At 57.2% G+C, this 20,130-nt stretch carries 20 protein-coding genes; 8 read left to right on the top strand and 12 right to left on the bottom strand.

Going from position 1 to position 20,130, the window contains the following annotated elements; all coding sequences use genetic code 11:
• The first annotated feature begins 196 nt into the window (after positions 1-196).
• Positions 197-1,600, top strand: coding sequence for a 23S rRNA (uracil(1939)-C(5))-methyltransferase RlmD (gene rlmD / locus ACZ5AL_RS11470; protein ID WP_464510509.1), 1,404 nt, complete (start codon positions 197-199; stop codon positions 1,598-1,600).
• A 65-nt stretch (positions 1,601-1,665) separates the two neighbouring features.
• Here rlmD and ACZ5AL_RS11465 read toward each other — a convergent pair whose 3' ends face one another.
• The 3 genes from ACZ5AL_RS11465 to ACZ5AL_RS11455 all read right to left on the bottom strand — a co-directional run bounded on the left by ACZ5AL_RS11465 (position 1,666) and on the right by ACZ5AL_RS11455 (position 3,576).
• Positions 1,666-2,019 (bottom strand): four helix bundle protein, encoded by a 354-nt coding sequence (locus ACZ5AL_RS11465; RefSeq protein WP_464510508.1) that lies wholly within the window; start codon positions 2,017-2,019, stop codon positions 1,666-1,668.
• A gap of 159 nt (positions 2,020-2,178) precedes the next feature.
• On the bottom strand, positions 2,179-2,739 hold the full coding sequence (locus ACZ5AL_RS11460; protein ID WP_464510507.1) for a peroxidase-related enzyme: 561 nt from the start codon (positions 2,737-2,739) through the stop codon (positions 2,179-2,181).
• A gap of 66 nt (positions 2,740-2,805) precedes the next feature.
• Positions 2,806-3,576, bottom strand: a complete 771-nt coding sequence (locus ACZ5AL_RS11455) for an anthranilate synthase component II (protein WP_464510505.1) — start codon at positions 3,574-3,576, stop codon at positions 2,806-2,808.
• 231 nt (positions 3,577-3,807) lie between these two features.
• Here ACZ5AL_RS11455 and ACZ5AL_RS11450 point away from each other — a divergent pair, with 231 nt between their 5' ends.
• A complete protein-coding gene (locus ACZ5AL_RS11450; RefSeq protein WP_464510504.1) occupies positions 3,808-4,692 on the top strand; it encodes an alpha/beta fold hydrolase in 885 nt (294 codons plus the stop codon).
• Here the strand turns inward: ACZ5AL_RS11450 and ACZ5AL_RS11445 are convergent.
• From ACZ5AL_RS11445 to ACZ5AL_RS11405, 9 genes are all read right to left on the bottom strand, one after another.
• Positions 4,669-5,352 carry an alpha/beta hydrolase gene (locus ACZ5AL_RS11445; protein WP_464510503.1) on the bottom strand — a complete coding sequence of 228 codons (684 nt, stop codon included), beginning with the start codon at positions 5,350-5,352 and terminating at the stop codon, positions 4,669-4,671. The two genes, ACZ5AL_RS11450 and ACZ5AL_RS11445, sit on opposite strands and share 24 nt — an antisense overlap.
• A gap of 12 nt (positions 5,353-5,364) precedes the next feature.
• Complete coding sequence (locus ACZ5AL_RS11440; protein WP_464510501.1) at positions 5,365-5,937, bottom strand: LOG family protein; 573 nt, start codon at positions 5,935-5,937, stop codon at positions 5,365-5,367.
• 49 nt (positions 5,938-5,986) lie between these two features.
• Entirely contained in the window at positions 5,987-6,592 is a 606-nt protein-coding gene (locus ACZ5AL_RS11435) for a protein tyrosine phosphatase family protein (RefSeq protein ID WP_464510500.1), read from the bottom strand.
• A gap of 54 nt (positions 6,593-6,646) precedes the next feature.
• Positions 6,647-7,774 (bottom strand): metal ABC transporter permease, encoded by a 1,128-nt coding sequence (locus ACZ5AL_RS11430; protein ID WP_464510499.1) that lies wholly within the window; start codon positions 7,772-7,774, stop codon positions 6,647-6,649.
• Complete coding sequence (locus tag ACZ5AL_RS11425; protein WP_464510498.1) at positions 7,771-8,685, bottom strand: metal ABC transporter permease; 915 nt, start codon at positions 8,683-8,685, stop codon at positions 7,771-7,773. Before ACZ5AL_RS11425 ends, ACZ5AL_RS11430 begins: the two co-directional genes overlap by 4 nt.
• 21 nt (positions 8,686-8,706) lie before the next feature.
• Positions 8,707-9,432, bottom strand: a complete 726-nt coding sequence (locus ACZ5AL_RS11420; RefSeq protein WP_464510497.1) for a metal ABC transporter ATP-binding protein — start codon at positions 9,430-9,432, stop codon at positions 8,707-8,709.
• Positions 9,433-9,497: 65 nt separating this feature from the next.
• A complete protein-coding gene (locus ACZ5AL_RS11415; RefSeq protein ID WP_464510496.1) occupies positions 9,498-10,472 on the bottom strand; it encodes a metal ABC transporter solute-binding protein, Zn/Mn family in 975 nt (324 codons plus the stop codon).
• Positions 10,473-10,551: 79 nt separating this feature from the next.
• Positions 10,552-11,208 (bottom strand): metal-dependent transcriptional regulator, encoded by a 657-nt coding sequence (locus tag ACZ5AL_RS11410; protein WP_464510495.1) that lies wholly within the window; start codon positions 11,206-11,208, stop codon positions 10,552-10,554.
• Positions 11,209-11,303: 95 nt separating this feature from the next.
• Positions 11,304-12,080, bottom strand: a complete 777-nt coding sequence (locus ACZ5AL_RS11405) for a DeoR/GlpR family DNA-binding transcription regulator (RefSeq protein ID WP_464510494.1) — start codon at positions 12,078-12,080, stop codon at positions 11,304-11,306.
• A gap of 386 nt (positions 12,081-12,466) precedes the next feature.
• Here ACZ5AL_RS11405 and glpK point away from each other — a divergent pair, with 386 nt between their 5' ends.
• The 6 genes from glpK (at position 12,467) to dhaL (ending at position 20,113) form a co-directional block, all read left to right on the top strand.
• Entirely contained in the window at positions 12,467-13,963 is a 1,497-nt protein-coding gene (gene glpK / locus ACZ5AL_RS11400) for a glycerol kinase GlpK (RefSeq protein ID WP_464510493.1), read from the top strand.
• 75 nt (positions 13,964-14,038) lie between these two features.
• The gene (locus ACZ5AL_RS11395; RefSeq protein ID WP_464510492.1) at positions 14,039-15,616 is read left to right on the top strand and encodes a glycerol-3-phosphate dehydrogenase/oxidase; all 1,578 of its coding nucleotides are present in this window, start codon (positions 14,039-14,041) and stop codon (positions 15,614-15,616) included.
• A gap of 58 nt (positions 15,617-15,674) precedes the next feature.
• Positions 15,675-16,844, top strand: coding sequence for a porin (locus tag ACZ5AL_RS11390; protein ID WP_464510491.1), 1,170 nt, complete (start codon positions 15,675-15,677; stop codon positions 16,842-16,844).
• A gap of 203 nt (positions 16,845-17,047) precedes the next feature.
• Positions 17,048-18,109 (top strand): DUF7973 family transport facilitator, encoded by a 1,062-nt coding sequence (locus ACZ5AL_RS11385; RefSeq protein ID WP_464510490.1) that lies wholly within the window; start codon positions 17,048-17,050, stop codon positions 18,107-18,109.
• A gap of 126 nt (positions 18,110-18,235) precedes the next feature.
• Entirely contained in the window at positions 18,236-19,237 is a 1,002-nt protein-coding gene (dhaK, locus tag ACZ5AL_RS11380; protein WP_464510489.1) for a dihydroxyacetone kinase subunit DhaK, read from the top strand.
• Between the two features lie 243 nt (positions 19,238-19,480).
• Positions 19,481-20,113 carry a dihydroxyacetone kinase subunit DhaL gene (gene dhaL / locus ACZ5AL_RS11375; RefSeq protein WP_464510488.1) on the top strand — a complete coding sequence of 211 codons (633 nt, stop codon included), beginning with the start codon at positions 19,481-19,483 and terminating at the stop codon, positions 20,111-20,113.
• The last annotated feature ends 17 nt before the right edge of the window (positions 20,114-20,130 follow it).

The following is a 20,130-nucleotide window of genomic DNA, read 5'->3' as shown; positions in this document are numbered from 1 at the left end:
AAGCGCAGAAGTTGAACAACATCTAAACTGTGCTTATAACGTAAGGCGCCATGTCCGAGTGCGCAAGCATCGATTGTCTGAACGCCCTCCCTTCACGCGTTCGTAACGCGGTTTGCAACGCGGGGTGAGGCTGTGCATACAATCCGGCTGCATGACGTTTCCGTTTTGGCTCGTTCCTTTTATCTTGTGCCTGCTTATGGCTTCCGTATCCCGTGGCGACCTCGTTACCCTTGACATCGAAAAGTTTGCCGACAAGGGGGCTTCGCTGGCTCGGCTCGATGGATATGTTATCTTCGTGGAAGGAGCCGTGCCCGGCGATCGGGTGAAAGCGTATCTCTACCAGACCAAGTCCAACTTTGCTAAGGCGAAGCTCGATACGCTGATTCAGCCCAGCGATCTGCGCACCGAGCCCCGGTGTCGCTATGCCGATACCTGTGGAGGATGTGCCCGGCAGCACGTCAAATACGCCGCGCAGTTGGAGGCCAAGCAGCAGTCGGTGCAAGAAGCATTTGCGCATCACAGCAGCTTTGACGATGTGACTGTGGCGCCGGTTATCGGGATGGACGACCCGTTCTACTACCGCAACAAAATGGACTTCGACTTCAGCGCCGACCGCTGGCTCACGTCCGATGAAATCAGCACGGGCAAGGAGTTCGACACCGACTTTGCGCTGGGGATGCATGCGCCCGGGCATTACGACAAGGTGATCGATCTGCAGGAGTGCCACCTGCAATCGGAAATGAGTGCGCGCCTGGTCAATGGCGTCCGCGATTTCGTGAAAGACCAGGGATGGGCACCGTGGGACATCCGTCAGCAAGAAGGCTACCTGCGCCACCTCGTGATCCGCGAGGGCAAGCGCACCGGCGACGTGATGGTGAACCTCGTTACGTACGGACGCAATGCCGAGCGCCGCGATGCCTTCGCCGATTTCCTGCAACGCGACTTTCCGGAGGTCACCACGTTTGTGGATACGAACCATACCGGCAAATCCCACAATGTAGAAGGCGACACCCAGACGGTCTTTGGTCCCGGCACTATCGACGATGTGATTGGCGACTATCGGTTTACGATCAGTCCGAAATCCTTCTTCCAGACCAACACGCGCCAGGCCGGGCGGCTGTACGAAGTGGCCCGTGAGATGGCCGACCTGCGTCCCACCGACACGCTATACGACCTGTACAGCGGGGCCGGTACCATCTCGCTGTTTCTATCGGATGCGGTGGAGCGTGTGGTGGGGGTTGAGCTTATCGAAGAAGCTGTAGCCGATGCACGTGCTAATGCGGCCCAGAATGAGGTGTCGAATTGCACCTTCGTTTCCGGCGATCTGAAAAAGGTGTTCACCGATGATTTTGTGGAGACGCACGGAGCGCCCGATGTGCTTCTTGTGGATCCGCCGCGCAACGGCATGCACAAGAAGGTAGTGGCCCAAATTGAAGCCCTACGCCCCGAGCGCTTCGTGTACGTCAGTTGCAATCCGCAGACGCAGGTGCGCGACCTTGAGCGCCTGCATGACGTGTATCAGATTGATGCCGTCCAGCCCGTCGATATGTTTCCGCATACGCCGCACATTGAGAATGTTGTGGCGCTGCGCGCCATCTGATTTTGGATTGGGGATTGGGGATTTCCGATTGCCTGGTTGTGCAAGGTTTTCCTTTGTGCGCAGCGTTATTTGTTTTTGCGGAGTGTCTTGATCGACGCAACTGTCATAGCCACTATCTCGTCGCCCTCCTGCATAAGGTCGGTTATTCGGTGCTCCGGGATAAATCCTGAATCGACAAGTAACTCCATCCAGTAGAGGCATTCGGCGGCCTCTTCTTCAACAATCGCGAGTTTAGCAATGACATCTGCTCGTGACTTACCACGACACGCCGCTCGATAATTTGCCCCTACAGAAGTCCCTGAACGTAATAGTTGTCGACCGATCACTGACGCAAGCCTTCCGCGCGGAAGTGCTTCGGTAAGACGGATGATTCGAAGGGTATATTGCTTCGTGCGATCCTTGAACTCTTGTTCAGTCATTGGCGTGAATATGCATACGGTCTTACACTATAGACCCGTATTGTGGCAATGCGTAACGTACTCATCATGGGTTAACCTGCATTTCCCTTACGCCCGGCAAACCCTCAAAGCACCGAATGACAGATAATCCAAAATCCAAAATCGTAAATCCCCAATCTATCAGTAGCTATACCCTTTGGCCTCCTCCGGGGTGAACGACACGCCGAGCCCCAGTGCGGTCCGGTTGACGAAGTTGAAGTAGGAGGCCACCAGTGCGGTATCGAGAATGGCCTGGTCCGAAAGGCCAGCATCGCGCAGTTCATCCACGTGGGCTTCGGTGACCGAATTGGGAGCAGTGGTTAACAGCCGACTGTACGAAACGAGGGCCTGTTCGCGCTCTGATAGGGCGGCGGCTTTTGCATCTCGATTCAGTACTGCATCGATGCGATCGGCATCTTTCCAGTACGCGTCCAGCGCGGCGCGGTGATGGGCCACACAGTACGCACAGTCGTTGGCGTCGGATACCACCACCGCGATGAGTTCGCGCTCGGCCCGTGACAGGTCGGTACGGGCAAACAGCAGTGTACGGTACAGATCGCTGTGCGCTTGCATGGTGTCGGGGCGCAAGCTGTGGACTTTCATGATGTTGGCGACCTTGCCGCGGGTGCTTCCGATGCGCTCGTACACATCAGCAAGAGCGTCGGTGGCGTCGTCTTCGTCAATGGTTTCGATCCAGGCCATACGGAGGAGGGCGTTTAAGAGGAGGGAAAGCAGAACACCAACTATGTGGAAGCGCATCCAAAAGCGTTACGCATCGCTTCGGCGTTCTTCCTCAGCCTCCTCTTTTTGCTGGGCTTCGTGTTCGGCAGAAATCCGCTCGTACATGCTCATGTCTCCATCGTAAACCATTGTTTCCTGGGCATTGGGATCGGGGCCGTCATCCTCCTCTTCGATGGTTTCTTGGGTTTCTTCCGGGGCAGGCAGATCAAGTTGAGAAAAAGCGTCGGGGTCGATGTCGTACAGCGTATCCAGCCAGTTTTGGATCAACGTACTTGCGATTGTGCCGTTGACGTGAGCCGGATGAAACTGGACGCCTGCGGTGCGAAATCCACGGTGACGTATTCCCATGATGACGCCATCCTCCGTACGGGCGGAGATCTCCAGCCCGGTTGGGAAATCGTCAGGATCAAGCACCATCTCAGTTGGGGCAGGCGCAGGAAACGAATCGGGGAGGCCTTCAAAAAGCATAAGGCCATCGTGCGATACATCCACAGCCGAATCGCCGTTTTCGGGTGGTTCGGTAGATGTGGCTCCAAACGCGTGGCCGATTGCGCGATAGCCAAGCCCGAAGCCAAGAATCGGGACGAGGGAGGCGAATGTCTCAATGGCTGCAAGGCTTACGCCTACATCTGAGCCTTCTTTAGTCGGAGAGATTACAATACCGCTCGGGCGCATATCGCAGATCTCGCGGAGCGTAATTTCGTCGTTGCGTGCCATTTTGGCCTTGGCCGACTCGCTGTGCACCAAATCCACAAGCGTGTTAATGTGTGGGTCGTAGTTGTCAATAATCAAAATCATGGGCACTCGGGGGGCAGATCAAGGCAATCCATACGATACTGATGCACTATACAAAGCGAAAGAAAGGGCCCTGTACCGGCATCAGGGGACTTCAATGATACGAAACGTACTTTTTACAGTCGAGCATGTTTGCAATTTGATACATTGAAGTTAATTCCGGGTTTTTTTTGGTCACCATGTCAGTAAAAGTACACGGAATGTTTCTTTCTTCCCACCTACGAATGCGTTTTTATGTCTGGTCTTCCTTCAAGAGCGCTTTTTCGTCACCGATGGATTCAGACGGCGCCAAAGGTGCGCCTGCATGTGGTAGAAGCGGGGCCTGTGGAGGGCCCACCGGTCATTCTGTTGCATGGCTTTCCGGAGTACTGGTACGGGTGGCGCCACCAGATTCCGGCGCTGGCTCGTGCAGGATACCGTATTATCGTGCCCGACCAGCGCGGTTACCACCGCAGTGATAAGCCAACCCGCGTTTCCGCCTATAGGTTGCGGCATCTCATTGACGATGTGCGTGTGCTTATCAATGAAACGCAGTATCCACGGGCCGATGTGATTGGCCACGACTGGGGCGCAATGGTAGCCTGGACGTTGGCGGCTTGTTCGCCCGATAGCGTGCGCCGCCTTGGCATTCTGAATGTGCCGCATCCGCACGTTATGCTACAGACTCTGAAAACAGACCCCGCTCAGCGCATCCGTAGCCTGTATGCGGCGTTTTTTCAACTTCCACGCGTGCCCGAGTGGACCTTGACGTATGGCGATTGCGCACTGCTCACAATGCTGCTTCGCATGAGCAGTCAGCCGGGGACGTTTTCAGCGAGCGAACTGCTCCGGTACCGGGCCTCGTGGCGGCAGCCGGGAAGCGTACGCAGTATGCTGAACTGGTATCGAGCAGCGTTTCGGAGCAGCGACTTACGTACCATGCCTGCCGATCCGATTCGTCCGCCGACACTTATGATCTGGGGCAAGCGGGATGTGGCGCTCAAGGCATCGATGGCACCGGCGAGCATTGCCCGATGCACCAACGGACGGCTGGTGATGCTCCCAGACGCCACGCACTGGGTGCAGCACGATGCCGTTGAACGCGTGAACAGTGAACTACTGACCTTCTTGAGCGACTGACGCCTTCGCCAATTGCTTCAGGGTGCTGGTGTCTAGACGGTGGCCGCCGTCGAATGTGTAGTTGGTGTGGGGGATGCGGTGGGCATCTAGGCGCTCTTGCAGGTCGATGTGGTCGCTGCTGCTGATGTAGGCATCCCGGGTGCCCCGCACGAGCGATAGGTCGAGCGCACGTAGACGATCGGCGTGGACGGTTAGGTCAAGATCGGGCGGCACGCCACCGGCCCAGAGTGTACATCGATCAATCGAAGCCGTCGTGTGCGTCACCCAGCGGCAGGCCGTGGCGGCGCCTTGCGAAAAGCCAAGCACATGGGTGTGGATGGTCGGAGGGCCGTCCTTGCGAAGTGCTGCATGCAACCGGTTCAGATAGGCGATGTAATCTGCAATTTCGTCATCGCGGTGTGCGCTGGTCATCCACGAAGCGCCTACGCGTCCGCTCATGCCCTCTACGTAGAAGCGCGACAAGGCCTCTGGAGCAACGATGCATGTAGCGGGATCATGGAGAGGGTGCAGGTGCTCCACAAGGTCGGGGGCGCGTTCGCTGTACCCATGCAGAACAATCCACAGCGTGTGGGCGGTAGCGGGCGTGCCCAGGCAGGCGTAGTGGGCGGTTCGGGGAGTACGTAGGGTGTGGTGGCTAACCGATGGGTTGGAGGCGGTCATCGCAGCAGTGGGTTACTCGTGGGGAGCAGGGAGGGGGGCTTGCAAATGCGTATCCAGACAGTGGAGGGCTTCTTCTGGTGTATCCACTACGTGAACCAGTTCCTCATAGGAGACGCGCGAAAAGTCTTGCTCGTACAGCCCGTCAAAAAACTGAAGGAGCCCGTCGTAAAATCCATTTGTGTTTACCACCACGATGGGTCGTTCGTGGTAGGCCAACTGACGCAGCGTGAGCACCTCCATGAACTCCTCAAGCGTGCCAAAGCCGCCGGGAAGTACGACAAATGCATCGGCGCGCAAGTACATGATGCGCTTGCGTTCGCTCATGGTTTCGGTGACAATCAACTCGTCAGCTGAGTCGCGGGCCACGCCTTCGATTGATTGCAACTTTTCGGGGATGACGCCAATCACCGTACCCCCGTGATCGTGCACCGCCCGCGCCGTGATTCCCATGAGTCCAGAGGTCCCCCCGCCGTAGATGAGCGTGTGTGTGCGTTCTCCCAAGCCATACCCCAGCGTCTGGGCGACGGGGCGAAAGGAGTCATCAATGCGGGAGCTAGAGGAGCAGTAGACACAAACGGTAGTCATAAGCACAACAGGTGGAGAACAAAATACGACACGCCTCCACGTACGACGGCTACCGGTCTTCGGTCCATGCGGTGCGGAGGGGGGCTTCAAGTTCGGTCAACCCCATCTTGCGTCCAAGTTCTAACGCGGCCTCTGGGGCGTCGTCATTGAGCAGGTGGGCTCGCGCTGCGAAAAGGGCGCCCACGCGGTTTCCACTGCTGCAGTGGATCAGTGTCGGACGCGCCTCCGGGTCGTCAAAAATAGCAGCGAGGGCGTCGGCACGCTCGGCGGTAATGTCGTGCTCATCCGCAACCGGGATGTGCACGTAGCGCATTCCGAGGGCTTCAACGACTGCTTGCTCGTCAAATTCGTCAAACTCGTCATCGGGGCGTAGATTGACGACTGTGCGAAAGCCCTTCTCTTCAGCCGCTTCGAGGTGCGCTTCGGTGGGCTGTCCGCCAATCACGATATCGTCGAAGGGCATGATGCCATCTGGGAGATCGTGGAGGCCCTCGGGTGGGGCGCCTACCTCGTCGGGCATGAGCGGCATTTCAGATGTGGAGGTATCGGCGGGGTCGGCATCGGGCGTCTCTGGATCGCTGTCGCTGGCGCATCCAACCGTAACAAGCGACATTACAATGAGCACAGACAGCAAGCGCGGGAGAACACGGATCATGGCATTGGCAGTATGATTGAGAGTTGATACTACAAGTGTGGCGCACGGATTTTCCTATGAGGTGTGCGCAGTTGCGTTCCGTTCGTCTTGGGGGATGTCGCGGGCGATCGATCGGCCTTTTTTAGTGAGTGTAACCGTGTTGCCTGTGGTCTTGATTACGTTAGCGTCAGATGCCTGGCGTAGCACGCGCTGGCTTTTTGCGGGGGACCAGCCAAAGTGGTGGTGTAACGCGGCAGGGGCCTGATCGGCAGAGAGTGTGGGAGCTGTCTCTGTCAAATAGGCGGCTACCATCTGGACCGCAAACGTACGCTTTTGGCGATGGTGGCGGTGCATCTGTGCAAAGAGGCCACGGTGAGGAGCGCCAAGCAGTGCGAGTCCGAACAGCATTCCGGCCATGGCAGCCATCGACCCGGCGATGGAAGCGTCGAGCCAGGCGGCGAGGGCGTATCCGAGTAGAGCGTTAGCAATGCCCAGAGCTGCGCTAAGTCCGATCATGACATCGAGGCGGTCGGTGAGCAGGTAGGCCGTAGCAGGAGGACCAACCATCAGGGCGACGACCAGAATGGAGCCGACCGCGTCGAAGGCGCTTACTGCCGTAATTGATACCATGCCCATCAGTGCGTAGTGGATCACACCGGGCATAAATCCGAGCGTGGCCGCCAGGGCGGCGTCGAAGGTGGCCAGCTTCAGTTCTTTGTAGAAAAGACCCAGAAACAGCGCATTGGCAATAAGCACGATGCCCATGATCCAGAGCGCGCGCGGGCCCATGTCCATGCCGGCAATTTCGATGCGGTTGAATGGGGTGAAGGCCAGTTCGCCCAGCAGCACCGCATCCGTATCCAGATGCACATCACCGGCAAAGCGTGCGATGAGAATCACGCCTATGCTGAACAGCACCGGAAACACGATTCCAATGGCGGCATCTTCGCGCACGAGCCCGGTGCGCTCAATCAACTCGACCAGAGCCACGGTAATCAGTCCGGTGAGTGCGGCACCAATCAGCAAGAGCGGCGAGCCCAGCGACTCGGTGATAAAAAATCCAATGACGATCCCCGGCAAGATGGCGTGACTGATGGCATCACTCATCATGGCCATGCGGCGCAGCACTAGAAAGGCACCCGGCAAGGCGCAGGCCATGGCCGTGACTACCGCCACAAGTTGCACTTCGATTTGGGGACTCATGCTGAGGAGGATGGATGCGAAGAGGCTTTCGCTTGAAACGATCGACGGCGACGCCAGGCTCGTGCCAGGAGTCCACGACGTGGAGCCGCTAGCAGGGAGATGACCACGACCGCCCCCATGCACAGCACGATAGTAGGACCGGTGGGCAGGTTGCGGGCCGAGGCGCTAATGAGTGCGCCGGTTACTCCGGTGGCGGCACCAATGAATGCAGCTGCACTAATCATAACGCCCAGGCGGTCGGTCCATTGCCGAGCCGCAGCAGCGGGAGCAATGATAACGGCACTCATGAGCACGACTCCCACCGTTTGTAGACCAATGACAATGGCAACAACTAGCATCGTTGTGAGCAGTGCATTTAGCGCACGTACGGGCAAGCCCAGACTCTCTGCAAAGGTTGGGTCGAACGAGAGCACCTTCAGTTCCTTCCAGAAAAGGAGCATAAGCACCAATGCTCCGCCACCAAGTGCCCCCATTACGTACAGGTCGGCGGTGACGAGGGCAGCAGCTTGGCCGAACAGAAAGGCATCCAGGCCGGCTTGGCTGGCACCGGCATGGCGTTGCAAGTACGTAAGCAACATGAGTCCAAGGCCAAAGAAGGCCGCGAGCATCAGCGCAAGTGCACTGTCGTAGGGGATGCGCGTGTGACGAGCCGTGCTATCAACAAGCAGCGCAGCGGCGAGTCCAGTTACGGCGGCCCCAATGAGCAGGGCCAGCGGATCCATGGTGCCAGTAAGCAAGAACGCACCGGCGATTCCGGGGAGTGCCGCGTGGGCCACGGCATCTCCAATAAGGCTTTGTCCACGCAGCACGGCGTAGCTACCCAGGCTGCCGCCTACCATGCCGAGTAGCGCAGCTCCTATCGCTACGGTGCGCAGGGTGTAGTCGGTAAAAAGATCAACGAGCAGATCCATTGGTGAGCATCTGATCCAAAATTATGCCGGCTGCGGACGGTACGTCGCCCGGATATTGTCGTCTGTAAAGATCGTCTCGACAGGGCCACTGGCGATGTTGCGCACGTTCAAGAGCAGCACCCGGTCGAAGTAGTCGGCCACCGTGTTCAGGTCATGATGCACAGCAATGACGGTGCGCCCCGCAGCGCGAAGCTCTTGTAGCAGCTCTACGATGGTACGTTCGGTCGTGGCATCGACCCCTTGAAACGGCTCATCCATCAGATACAGGTCCGCTTCTTGCACGAGCGCACGCGCCAGGAAGACGCGTTGCTGCTGCCCGCCAGAAAGCTGGCTGATCTGTCGGTCGGCGTACGCCGCCATGCCCACCTGGTCGAGTGCATCCCGGGCCTGCTCGCGTTCGGCAGCACCCGGACGCCGAAACCAGCCGAGGCGCCCGTACAGGCCCATCAGCACGACATCGAGGGCGTTGGTGGGGAAGTCCCAATCTACGCTGCCACGCTGCGGAACGTACCCAACACGTGCGCGCTGATCGCTGTACGGCGACCCGAAAATACGTACGTGTCCAGCCGCTTTTGGCACCAGATCAAGCACCGCCTTAAGCAAAGTTGTTTTGCCGGATCCGTTAGGTCCTACAATACCCATGAGCGTGCCCTGTGGGACCGTCAGATCGATGTCCCACAGCACGGGGTCGTCTTCATAAGCAACGGTAAGTCCTTTCACGCGAAGCGCAGGCGAGCTCTGTGGCATGGCGTGTATGGGGGAGGCGCAAGAAGCCGAAAAGTTGGTCGGACCGCGGCAGACAGTAGCTTATTTTATGAGTCCTCGGCCAACTCCCGCGAGAGGCCTTGCACGATGATGTCGATGTTATGTCGCATCGCGCCCTCGTATGTGCCTGTCGGCGTATCGGCATTGCCTAGTGCATCGCCGTACAGGGCATCGCTGATGGCAATATCGAATCCGCGGTCGCGTACGGCTTCTTGCACCGCTCGAATGCCACGTTCCGACACCGAAGTTTCGGCAAACAGCATGGGGATGCGTTGCTCTTCGACAAAGCGGGCCAGCGCACGTACATCGGCGGTTCCCGCTTCGGTGGCGGTGGAGATGCCTTGCAGTCCTCGTACATCGAGGCCGTAGGCATCGCCCAAGTATCGGAAGGCGTCGTGCGAGGTAACCAGTACGCGTTGTGTTTCGGGGATGCGTTTGATCTCTTCGGCTACCTCTTCATGCAGGGCATCCATGCGTTCGGCGTAATCGGCTGCGCGCTCGGTGTACAGGTCGGCATGATCCGGATCGAGTTCGGCCAGGCGTTCGCCTACATGTAGGGCGGCGCGCCGCCAGAGCGAGGCATCGAACCAAACGTGTGGGTCGTAAGAGCTTTCGAACTCGGTAGACCGAATGAGCAGGCTATCGGGAATGGCAACTTCGGAAAGTGCTGTGGTAGGCACGCCTCGCCGGTTCATTTCGGCAAAGATGTCGGTCATTTTGCCTTCCAAGTGCAGGCCGTTATACACGACCCAGTCGGCCTGTGCCATGCGCTGCACATCTCCCTCACTCGCGTTATATTGATGCGGATCGATACCCGGTCCCATGAGCGTTGTGAGGTTAACCTCTTCGCCTCCGATTGTGCGCACGAGGTCGCCCACCACATTGGTGGTAGCCACAACGCGCAACCGCTCGTCAGAAGATAAGTCTGAAGCCTCTTCGGAGGTGCATCCAACAAGAGAGAGGCTTAGGAGACACGCAAAAACCACCCATAGGGCGGTAAGCGATCGTAGCGAACGAGGCATAAGATGGAAAGGCGCTTAATGAGTAACTTCAGCAGACACGCTAAAAATATTTAGCCCCGCCTAAAAGTTCCATGATAAATCAGGTTGTGACAAACACCTTCTCGGCGACCGGATGTCCGATAACGGTTTCCTCGCCCTCAATGGCAATGACCATGAGCCCTTCAATAGGGCGCGTTTCGATGATTTTGACGGTAGCGCCTGGAAGCAAGCCCCGTTGTTCGAGTAGATCGAGCACATCGGGGTCTTCGTCAGATACATGGTCGATAGTGACCGACGTATCTTCGCTAGCATCGGCAAGGGTGAGCGTAGACAGATCAGCCATAATGCCGTCGCGCGTGGGGATAGGATGGCCGTGCGGATCGCGGGTGGGGTGGCCAAGCATTTCTTCGATTCGCTCCTCGAAGGTTTCCGAGATGTGATGTTCTAATCGTTCGGCTTCGTGGTGTACGGTTTCCCAATCGAAGCCCATAACCTCTTTGAAGTAGAGCTCCAGCAGCCGGTGATGGCGGATTACCTCCAGCGCCACGGTGCGTCCGGGGTCTGTGAGGGTAGCCCCCGCGTACGCCTCATAGGTGATAAAGCCCAGATCATCGAGGCGCCGCACCATGTTGGATGCCGATGCGGGGGTGACTTGCATTGCATCGGCCAGGGCGCCTGTTGAAACGGGGGGACCGTCTTCGCCGGACTCCAGCTTGTAGATGGCCTTCAGGTAGTCTTCAATAGAGGGCGTGGGCATAGCACGTCGGTAGGAAGGGGCCAAGAATTGGCGGATGAACGCCTACGCATCGGTCAAACAGAAGTTACGCCCGGGCGATAGGGCAGTGCGAAACGTCAAACGATGTCAACGTAGATCGGGTACTCCTCCAACTTTTCGACTACGGAGGCATCGACCCCCGAGTCTGTAATGACTCGGTGAATGCTATCGAGCCCGCAAATGCGGCGTAGACTGCGGCAGCCAAACTTGCTTGAGTCCGTAACAATGATGACGTACTGTGCGGCGTCGATCATGTATTGATTGAGCCGCGCTTCTGGGGCATTGGCGGTGGTTAAGCCGTACTCCAGGTCAAATCCATCAACGCCCAGAAAGAGCTTGTCGCATGCATACTCCTTGATCATTTCCTGGGCATAGGGACCTACGACCGACTTCGACGTGGGTCGTACCATGCCGCCCAGCATCAGCACATCTACATCGCGCAGGTGAGCCACCTCTAGTGCCACGTTCATAGCACTGGTAATGACTGTGAGTTCGGGCGTGCCTTCCAGATAACGAGCCACCTGCGTCATCGTCGTTCCCGAAGCCAGAATAATGGAGTCGTGGTCAGACACCAGATCAGCGGCGGCTTTTCCAATGCGCCGTTTCTCTTCGGCATAGTGGGTCGCTTTTTCATTAAGAGGCCGGTCACGCACGTATGGATTACGAAGATTTGCGCCTCCGTAGGTGCGATGAAGGAGGTTTCGGCTTTCGAGTTTTTGCAAATCCTTTCGGATCGTAACCTCGGAGACATTCAGCCAATCGCTTAAATCGGTTACGGTGACGTAACCATGTTCTTTTAGACGCTTCAAAATAAGAACCTCGCGTTCAGCCGGTCCATGAGTTTTGTCGGGCATAGCGGCATACGGAGTGATGAAGAAAAACGCGGCATTGGGTAGGGAAAGAACGAAGTCGGAAGGAAGGACTCCGAGTCTCAAGCGCGCCTGAACGCTGTTTTCTGGAAAGTTCGGCCAGCAAGGCGCAAGAGATACAACAGGAGTAGCACCTAAACACACGCCTTGTCAGGAAAGTGTCCAGCAGGCAAACGGGTACCACGTGGTTGTAGGGGGACCTTCGCAAATACTATAGGGGGCAATACGTGATCCATCCCCCTTGATTCACACAAACGTAACACCATTTCCTTAATGTTACGTTGACAGAAGCGCTTCCGGGTTGTATTGTGTGCTTGTGTAACAAAAGGAAACGAAAGGTACTGATACGCACCAAAGCCCAGGTGAACAAAATGTCTTACATTCTTGCGCTCGATCAAGGCACCACAAGTTCGCGTGCCATCATCTTTAATGAAGAAGGGTTAATTGAAACTATTGCCCAGAACGAGTTTCAGCAGTTCTACCCGAAGCCCGGATGGGTAGAGCACGATCCCAAGGAAATTTGGTCGACCCAGGCCGGTGTGGCCGCTGAGGCCATTAGTAAAGTGGGGGCCGGGTCAGGAGATATAGCTGGTATTGGAATTACCAACCAGCGCGAAACCACCATCGTCTGGGATCGGCGTACGGGAGAGCCGGTCCACAACGCCATTGTCTGGCAAGATCGCCGTACTGCCGAGTTCTGCGATTCGCTTAAAGAAGCCGGGCATGTCGATCTCTTTCAAGAAAAAACGGGTCTGGTCATTGACTCGTACTTCTCGGGCACGAAAGTCCGATGGATCCTCAACAACGTAGAGGGGGCCCGTGAGAAAGCAGAAGCCGGCCATCTTGCTTTTGGCACGGTCGATTCGTGGCTGGTCTGGAAGCTGACGGGGGGCAAGCATCATATCACCGATGTGAGCAATGCTTCTCGCACGCTCATGTACAACATTCGCGAGGAGAAGTGGGACGATGAGCTTCTCGATATTCTTGATGTACCGCGTTCGGTGCTGCCAGAAGTGCGTCCGTCGAGCGAAGTGTATGGCGAGACCAGTGGCGATATCTTTAGCACGCCAGTCCCCATTGCCGGTATTGCAGGCGATCAGCAGAGCGCGCTCTTTGGCCAGGTGTGCACCCAAGAAGGCATGGGCAAAAATACCTACGGCACAGGCGCCTTTATGCTGATGAACACCGGAGACACGCCGGTGAAGTCCGAAAACGACTTGCTCACCACCATTGCATGGAAGCTGGGCGACGAGCCCACGCAGTATGCACTTGAAGGAAGCATCTTCATTGCGGGCGCTGTGGTTCAGTGGCTGCGTGATGAGATGCGCATGATCCGTTCTTCGGCCGATGTGGAGTATCTGGCTGAAAAAGTCGACTCAACCGATGGCGTGTATTTCGTGCCTGCCTTTGCCGGACTCGGTGCGCCGCACTGGGATCAGTATGCGCGCGGCACGATTGTCGGCATCACGCGCGGTACCAACGAATCGCACATCGCCCGCGCAGCACTAGAAAGCATCGCCATGCAATCGGTGGATGTGATTCGCGCTCAGGAAGCCGACTCCGGCATCCCCCTGAAAGAGCTCCGTGTAGATGGAGGCGCTACAGCCAACGACCTGCTCATGCAGATGCAGGCCAATCTCCTTGGCGTTCCTGTTGTGCGTCCAGAAGTGACAGAGACGACAGCACTTGGCGCCGCCTATCTGGCCGGACTCGCTGTGGGCTACTACGACAGCGTGGAGGACATTTCCAAGCAATGGAAAGTCGATGCACGTTTTGAGCCCGACATGGAGCGCTCTGAAGCGAATCGCAAAATGAATCAGTGGAGCCGCGCAGTGAAGCGCGCCAAAAACTGGGCCAAAGAAGAGTAGTCGCCTTCGCCATCTCCATGGCCGTTTGGCTGCTCCCCCTAACCGTTTTTTTGTTCAACCAAGTACGCTTTTATCATGCAACGCGACGCTGGACTAGAAGCACTCGACGCCCAAGATGGGCCCTGGGATTTTATCGTCATTGGCGGGGGAGCCACTGGACTGGGCGTAGGCATTGAGGCGGCCTCACGCGGATACAACACGCTCCTTTTGGAGCAGCACGACTTCGCAAAGGCCACCTCTAGCAAGTCAACAAAGCTCGTGCACGGCGGGGTGCGGTACCTGCAACAGGGAAACATCTCGCTCGTGCTCGAAGCGCTTAAAGAGCGCGGCTTGCTGCAAAAGAATGCGCCCCATCTGGTGCATAATCTGGCCTTTGTGGTGCCAAACTACGACTGGTGGGAAGGTCCGTTCTACGGGATTGGAATGAAGGTGTACGACATGCTGGCTGGACGCCAAAACTTTGGCCGCTCCAAACAGCTGAGTCTGTCCGAAACCCTCAACCATTTGCCTACTATTGAGCCCGAAGGATTGCGCGGAGGCGTCATCTATTACGATGGCCAGTTCGATGATGCGCGCCTGGCCGTAAACATGGCGCAAACCTTTGTGGAGCAGGGTGGAGTTGCCCTCAACTACATGAAGGTAACCGGCCTCCACAAAGCCGACGACGGATACGTCAATGGCGTGCAGGCCGAGTGCCAGGAGTCGGGCACGACGCTCGACCTAAAGGCCCGAGCTGTGATCAATGCAACGGGGATCTTTACCGACAGCATCCGCAAGATGGATGACCCCGATGCCCACGATACGCTGCGTCCTAGCCAGGGCACGCATATCGTGCTTCCCCGCGAGTTCTTGCCGGGCGATACGGCCATCATGGTGCCCAAGACCGATGACGGACGCGTCCTCTTTGCCATTCCGTGGAACGACCGTGTTGTGGTGGGCACCACCGACGAAGAAGTAGATGGGCCGTCTATGGAACCGGTTCCTATGGAAAAGGAGCTTGAGTTTTTGGTCGAGCATACCGGTCGGTATCTCGTCAAAGACCCCACGCCCGACGATGTTTTAAGCGTCTTTGCAGGCATTCGACCGCTCGTCACCGACCCCTCGAAAGGAGGCGATGCCGACACGTCCGAGATCTCGCGCGACCATGTGTTGCACATCTCGAACAACGGCCTCGTCACCATTTCGGGCGGTAAGTGGACCACCTATCGCAAGATGGCCGAAGACACGATCGACCAGGCGGCTACCCTAGCCAATGTGGAGGAGAAGCCGTCGGTAACGGCGAACCTGCACATCCACGGGTGGCATGAGCATGCCGAGAAGTTTGACGACCTCTCGAAGTACGGCTCCGATGCGCCTGCACTCCAGCGCCTCATGCGCGACAATCCTGAGTGGGCAGAGCCCTACGACGACCGTCTTCCGGTACGTCCGGTGCAGGTTGTGTGGGGAGCCCGTCACGAAATGGCGCGCACGGTCGAAGATGTGTTGGCCCGCCGCACGCGTGCACTCCTGTTGGATGCACAGGCCGCCATCGACATTGCGCCCCAGGTGGCTGCTCATATGGCCGACGAGATGGGCCACGACCAGGCCTGGCAAGACGAACAGGTCGAGGCGTTTAACGATGTCGCGAGCAAGTACCTCATGCCCACGAGCTAAAACTGGGTACCCTAACACTCACCCACTATTGTCCTCCCTAACAACCTACCTTAATGTTATGAATGCGACCAAACCCTCTTTTTACCTACATACCGCACTCGGATTGGTGCTCCTGATGGGCATGTCCTTCATGGCCGTTCCTACATCACAGGCACAGGTATCGCCTGACATCGACGACTGGAGCTTCGACGTGACGGGCGCCATTCCGGTCTTTTTGAATGCGTCTACCCATGATGGACTTGGCGAAGGTGGCGATGACCAGTTTGCCACCCGTGTCATGTCTGGTTTCAATCCAGGCAACATCACCTTCACGGTAACGGCGCCCGAGCAAAACGGCGTTACCGTATCAGGGCAGTTTCAGATTAACCACCACCTGCAAGGCCCCAGTGTTCAGAACGCAGGCCTGTTTGAAGGACGTGTCGCTGACATTATCATCGCAGGCGATTTCGGGACGTTCAACGTCGGAAAAGGCTTTGGCGTCTTTAATGGCAGTTCCATTGCTGATATGGGAAGTGCCATGGGCATCGGACGCTTTGGCGGCCCCGATGCTGCTGATGCTACCCTCGGCCGTATTGGCAGCGGGTACACGTACGCGAATTTCAACCCACGCATCGCTTACACAACACCGGATCTAGGCGGACTCTCGTTGAAGCTGGGGCTCATTAACCCAGAGAAGCCCGACGGAGCAACCAATGATATCGAGACGGCTGCACCGCGTGTAGAGGGCCAGGTAAATTATGTGCTTGGGCTTGATGGCGGAACGCTTGATCTGTGGGCTGGCGGACTGTATCAGAATGTCAACCATGTTGATCTAGACTACGACATCACCGGATGGGATGTTGGCGCACGCCTTAACTTTGAAGGACTTCAGCTAAGCGGTTCCTACTCCGAAACGCAGGGCATTGGCTCCGACGGACTTATTGGGCTTTCCATTGATACTCCTGATGGAGCGCTTGCTCAAGCCGATGTAGATGCCACACAGTGGTACGGTGAAGCTGCCTACGACTTTGGCGGGTTCGTGCTTGGCGTCAGCTATGGAGAAGGCTCCCAAGATGCGCAGTCCACCGTATTTGGTAACTCCCCCGATAACACCAATCAGCTGCTCATGGGCTTTGCACGCTACATGGTAACCGACCAGCTTACGCTGATGGCCGAGTTCCAGGACTTCCAGTCCGATGCGCAGGCCAACTACAACGCCTTCATCCTGGGTGCTCAGCTCACCTTTTAATGCGAATACTATCGTTCCCCGTTGCTGCGGGGAGAGGGAGGGCTGCAACGCCGGAGAAACCTCTCAATCGTGCTGCTTCCATAGCGCACGAGGATGCGCCTTCCGCTTGCCCCGCAGCATACCGTTTGTACAGGCAGTGGAATTATCCACCACAAGCTGCCTGATGATCATGTGCTAACCCTGTTCCTTGACCCAACAATACGATGGAAGCATTACTTGAAGTACACTGGATTTATCTCGTTCTTGCGGCCTTCGCCGGGGGGGCCTTCGGCGCATCTATTGGCGCACTCCCTGCGTTTATCTTTACCGGGTTCATGGTTATTGCCGGTGAAGCGGGCGGACTCGGCGGGGTGACAGGCGAGATTGCCTTCGGTGCGGTCTTTGGCCCGCACATCTCCTTTGCTGGAGGGGCCGCAGCCGCTGCCTATGCCGCTAAAAAAGGCTACATGGATACCGGATTCGACTTCCATGAGGCGAAAAATATCACCTACGCCTTTGGCACAAAAGTCGACGTGCTCGTTGTTGGAGGCCTATTCGGGATTCTCGGCTTGGTCATTACAGCCGTATCAGACGGGTTTGCCCTTCCATGGGACCCAATCGCGGTTGCTGTTGTGCTCTCTGCACTGCTGCACCGGGCCTTTTTAGGGTACAGTGTCATCGGTAAAGTACACGGCAACGGCGTACTCGACATGACGCCCTTCGAGCGCGAAGAGAAAAAGCCAAGCGCTGAAGGGACTGTCGACGATCACGTAAAAGACGCGACCGACCGTTTCACGGTTGAGCCGTGGCTTCCGCATCAGTACGAATGGGGACCTGTTGCCTTCCTTGGCATCGTTGCAGGTATTCTGGGGGCGTTCATTGCGATTGCTACTGGAAGCGCATTCCTTGCATTTGGTATTAGCGCTGCTAGCCTGTTCTTCCTGAACCTGGGTGTCGCCAACTTCCCGGTAACGCACCACATAACTCTTCCCTCTAGTACAGCGGCGTTGGCATACTTGGCCACCGTTGCTGAAATGCCAGAGGCGGGTGCACTTGAAGCAGCCACGTTTGCCCAGGGCACCGTCTTAATGGCGCTCGTTGTTGGTGCTGTATTCGGTTTGGTCTGCGCTGTGTTCGGTGAGTTCTTCCAGCGTATCTTCTACGCGCAAGGCGACACTCACGTGGATCCGCCCGCAGCAGCGATTGTGTTTGGCACATTGCTGATCGCGCTGCTCTACTTCGCTGGCGTATTTACTACAGGCGTCTGGGTACCCGGTACGGTCTAAGCTGAACGCCTAATCACTCACTCATACTTTTGCATGCACCGTCGCCGCAGACTTATTTCAATAGAGTCTGTGGCGGCGCTGTTTGTTCGGGTCTGTCCGACTTATTCACTAATTGAGCGTGTTACTATGAAAAAGCTAATCAATGCCCCCGAAGACGTGGTGCGCGAATCCCTCAAAGGGATGGCCACGGCGCATCCCGATATGATTGAGGTGCACTATGATCCAACCTACGTGGTGCGTGCTGATGGCGTGCCCGATGGAAAAGTGGGTATCCTTTCAGGTGGCGGAAGTGGCCACGAGCCCATGCACAATGGCTTTGTTGGGCACGGCATGCTCGATGGCGCCTGTCCGGGTGAGGTGTTCACCAGCCCGACCCCCGATCAGATGCAAGCAGCCACCGAAGCCCTCGACGCCGGAGCCGGTGTGCTGCACATCGTCAAAAACTACACGGGCGATGTGATGAACTTCGAGATGGCCGAGGAAATGGCCGAAGCAAGCGATATCAAGGTCGAAAGCGTTGTTATCAACGACGATGTGGCGGTAGAAGACAGCACCTACACCGCAGGACGACGAGGCGTTGGTGGAACCGTGCTCATCGAGAAATTGTGTGGCGCGGCCGCTGAACGCGGAGCCTCCCTGCAAGAGGTTACCGACCTGTGCAAGCGGTGCAACGACGATGTGCGCAGCATGGGAATGGCGCTCACGTCGTGTACAGTCCCCACCGCCGGAGAGCCCACCTTCGACCTGGGGGAGAACGAGATGGAAATCGGCATCGGCATTCACGGTGAACCCGGACGCAAACGCATGGAGATTGAGCCAGCCGATAAGGTTGTCGAGCGTCTCATGATGCCAATCATCGAGGACTTGCCCTTTGAGGATGGGGATGATGTGTTGCTGTTCATGAATAGCATGGGGGGGACTCCGCTCATCGAACTGTATCTAGCGTATCGCAAGGCCGCTGAAATCGCGGAGCAGAACGGCTTGCGCGTGGTGCGCAACCTGGTCGGCCCGTACATCACCAGCCTCGAAATGGCGGGCATCTCCATCACACTGATGCGCATGAACGAAGAGCGCGTTGAGTTGTGGGATGCGCCCGTACACACCCCGGGCCTCCGCTGGGGGATGTAGGTCATGTAATACCAACTCCGGTTGTACCCGTTGCGAAATCGCTTGTCGGTACGACACCGGATGTACTTCGTCAGTCGGTCTTTGGCCTCATGTGCGTGGAGATGGGCGGATGGATGCACAGATGGACGTTGTGCCCATCCAACCATCCACCCGTCCCTCCCCGAACGAAACATGCGGAGTTGGTCTAATCGAGCCGCATCCCCTATTTTTTCTCGCCGCCTGTATCACACCCCCCAACATTGTATGTCTCTTACCGCCGATGACCTGCGCAACTGGATTCGCACGTTTGCCGACGAAGTCGCCGACCAAAAGTCGCATCTGACCAAGCTCGATTCGGCAATTGGGGATGGCGACCATGGCCAGAACCTCAACCGGGGGCTTACGCATGCCGTCAACACATTCGACGACACCGACGACATGATGGACATGATGCGCGCGGTGGCCATGGCGCTGATCTCCAAGACCGGCGGGGCCAGCGGGCCGTTGTATGGTACGTTCTTCATGGATGCCGGCAAGGCGGTACAAAGTCACGACACGCTCGATGTGCCGGAAGTCGCCGCGTTATTTCGGGCGGGCCTGCAGGGCGTGCAGCGGCGCGGCAAGGCAAAGTCCGGCGACAAAACGATGGTGGATGCGCTGCTCCCTACCGTAGAAGCGCTGGAGGCTGCCGCTCAACGCGGCGACGATCTATCAGAGGCGTTGTCGGTGGCTACCCAGGCCGCCAAAGAGGGAATGGAAGCTACGATTCCACTCGAAGCACGGAAGGGTCGTGCCAGCTACCTCGGCGAGCGAAGCAAAGGCCATCAAGATCCCGGGGCCACCTCCACCTACTACCTGGTGGCTGCTGCTGAAAAAGCCTGGACGGCTGATGGGTAAGCTGTTCTGCACGCACG

It is taken from the genome of Natronotalea proteinilytica, assembly GCF_055379935.1.
This window is presented reverse-complemented; position numbering and strand designations above follow the sequence as displayed.

Coding starts and splice junctions, on each gene's coding strand:
- dhaL (WP_464510488.1), top strand. CDS start 19,481: ATGTCTCTTACCGCCGATGACCTGCGCAACTGGATTCGCACGTTTGCC.
- ACZ5AL_RS11405 (WP_464510494.1), bottom strand. CDS start 12,080: ATGCCCGACAAAACTCATGGACCGGCTGAACGCGAGGTTCTTATTTTG.
- ACZ5AL_RS11450 (WP_464510504.1), top strand. CDS start 3,808: ATGTCTGGTCTTCCTTCAAGAGCGCTTTTTCGTCACCGATGGATTCAG.
- dhaK (WP_464510489.1), top strand. CDS start 18,236: ATGAAAAAGCTAATCAATGCCCCCGAAGACGTGGTGCGCGAATCCCTC.
- ACZ5AL_RS11460 (WP_464510507.1), bottom strand. CDS start 2,739: ATGGCCTGGATCGAAACCATTGACGAAGACGACGCCACCGACGCTCTT.
- ACZ5AL_RS11440 (WP_464510501.1), bottom strand. CDS start 5,937: ATGACTACCGTTTGTGTCTACTGCTCCTCTAGCTCCCGCATTGATGAC.
- glpK (WP_464510493.1), top strand. CDS start 12,467: ATGTCTTACATTCTTGCGCTCGATCAAGGCACCACAAGTTCGCGTGCC.
- ACZ5AL_RS11395 (WP_464510492.1), top strand. CDS start 14,039: ATGCAACGCGACGCTGGACTAGAAGCACTCGACGCCCAAGATGGGCCC.
- rlmD (WP_464510509.1), top strand. CDS start 197: ATGGCTTCCGTATCCCGTGGCGACCTCGTTACCCTTGACATCGAAAAG.
- ACZ5AL_RS11415 (WP_464510496.1), bottom strand. CDS start 10,472: ATGCCTCGTTCGCTACGATCGCTTACCGCCCTATGGGTGGTTTTTGCG.
- ACZ5AL_RS11435 (WP_464510500.1), bottom strand. CDS start 6,592: ATGATCCGTGTTCTCCCGCGCTTGCTGTCTGTGCTCATTGTAATGTCG.
- ACZ5AL_RS11465 (WP_464510508.1), bottom strand. CDS start 2,019: ATGACTGAACAAGAGTTCAAGGATCGCACGAAGCAATATACCCTTCGA.
- ACZ5AL_RS11430 (WP_464510499.1), bottom strand. CDS start 7,774: ATGAGTCCCCAAATCGAAGTGCAACTTGTGGCGGTAGTCACGGCCATG.
- ACZ5AL_RS11445 (WP_464510503.1), bottom strand. CDS start 5,352: ATGACCGCCTCCAACCCATCGGTTAGCCACCACACCCTACGTACTCCC.
- ACZ5AL_RS11455 (WP_464510505.1), bottom strand. CDS start 3,576: ATGATTTTGATTATTGACAACTACGACCCACACATTAACACGCTTGTG.
- ACZ5AL_RS11385 (WP_464510490.1), top strand. CDS start 17,048: ATGGAAGCATTACTTGAAGTACACTGGATTTATCTCGTTCTTGCGGCC.
- ACZ5AL_RS11390 (WP_464510491.1), top strand. CDS start 15,675: ATGAATGCGACCAAACCCTCTTTTTACCTACATACCGCACTCGGATTG.
- ACZ5AL_RS11410 (WP_464510495.1), bottom strand. CDS start 11,208: ATGCCCACGCCCTCTATTGAAGACTACCTGAAGGCCATCTACAAGCTG.
- ACZ5AL_RS11425 (WP_464510498.1), bottom strand. CDS start 8,685: ATGGATCTGCTCGTTGATCTTTTTACCGACTACACCCTGCGCACCGTA.
- ACZ5AL_RS11420 (WP_464510497.1), bottom strand. CDS start 9,432: ATGCCACAGAGCTCGCCTGCGCTTCGCGTGAAAGGACTTACCGTTGCT.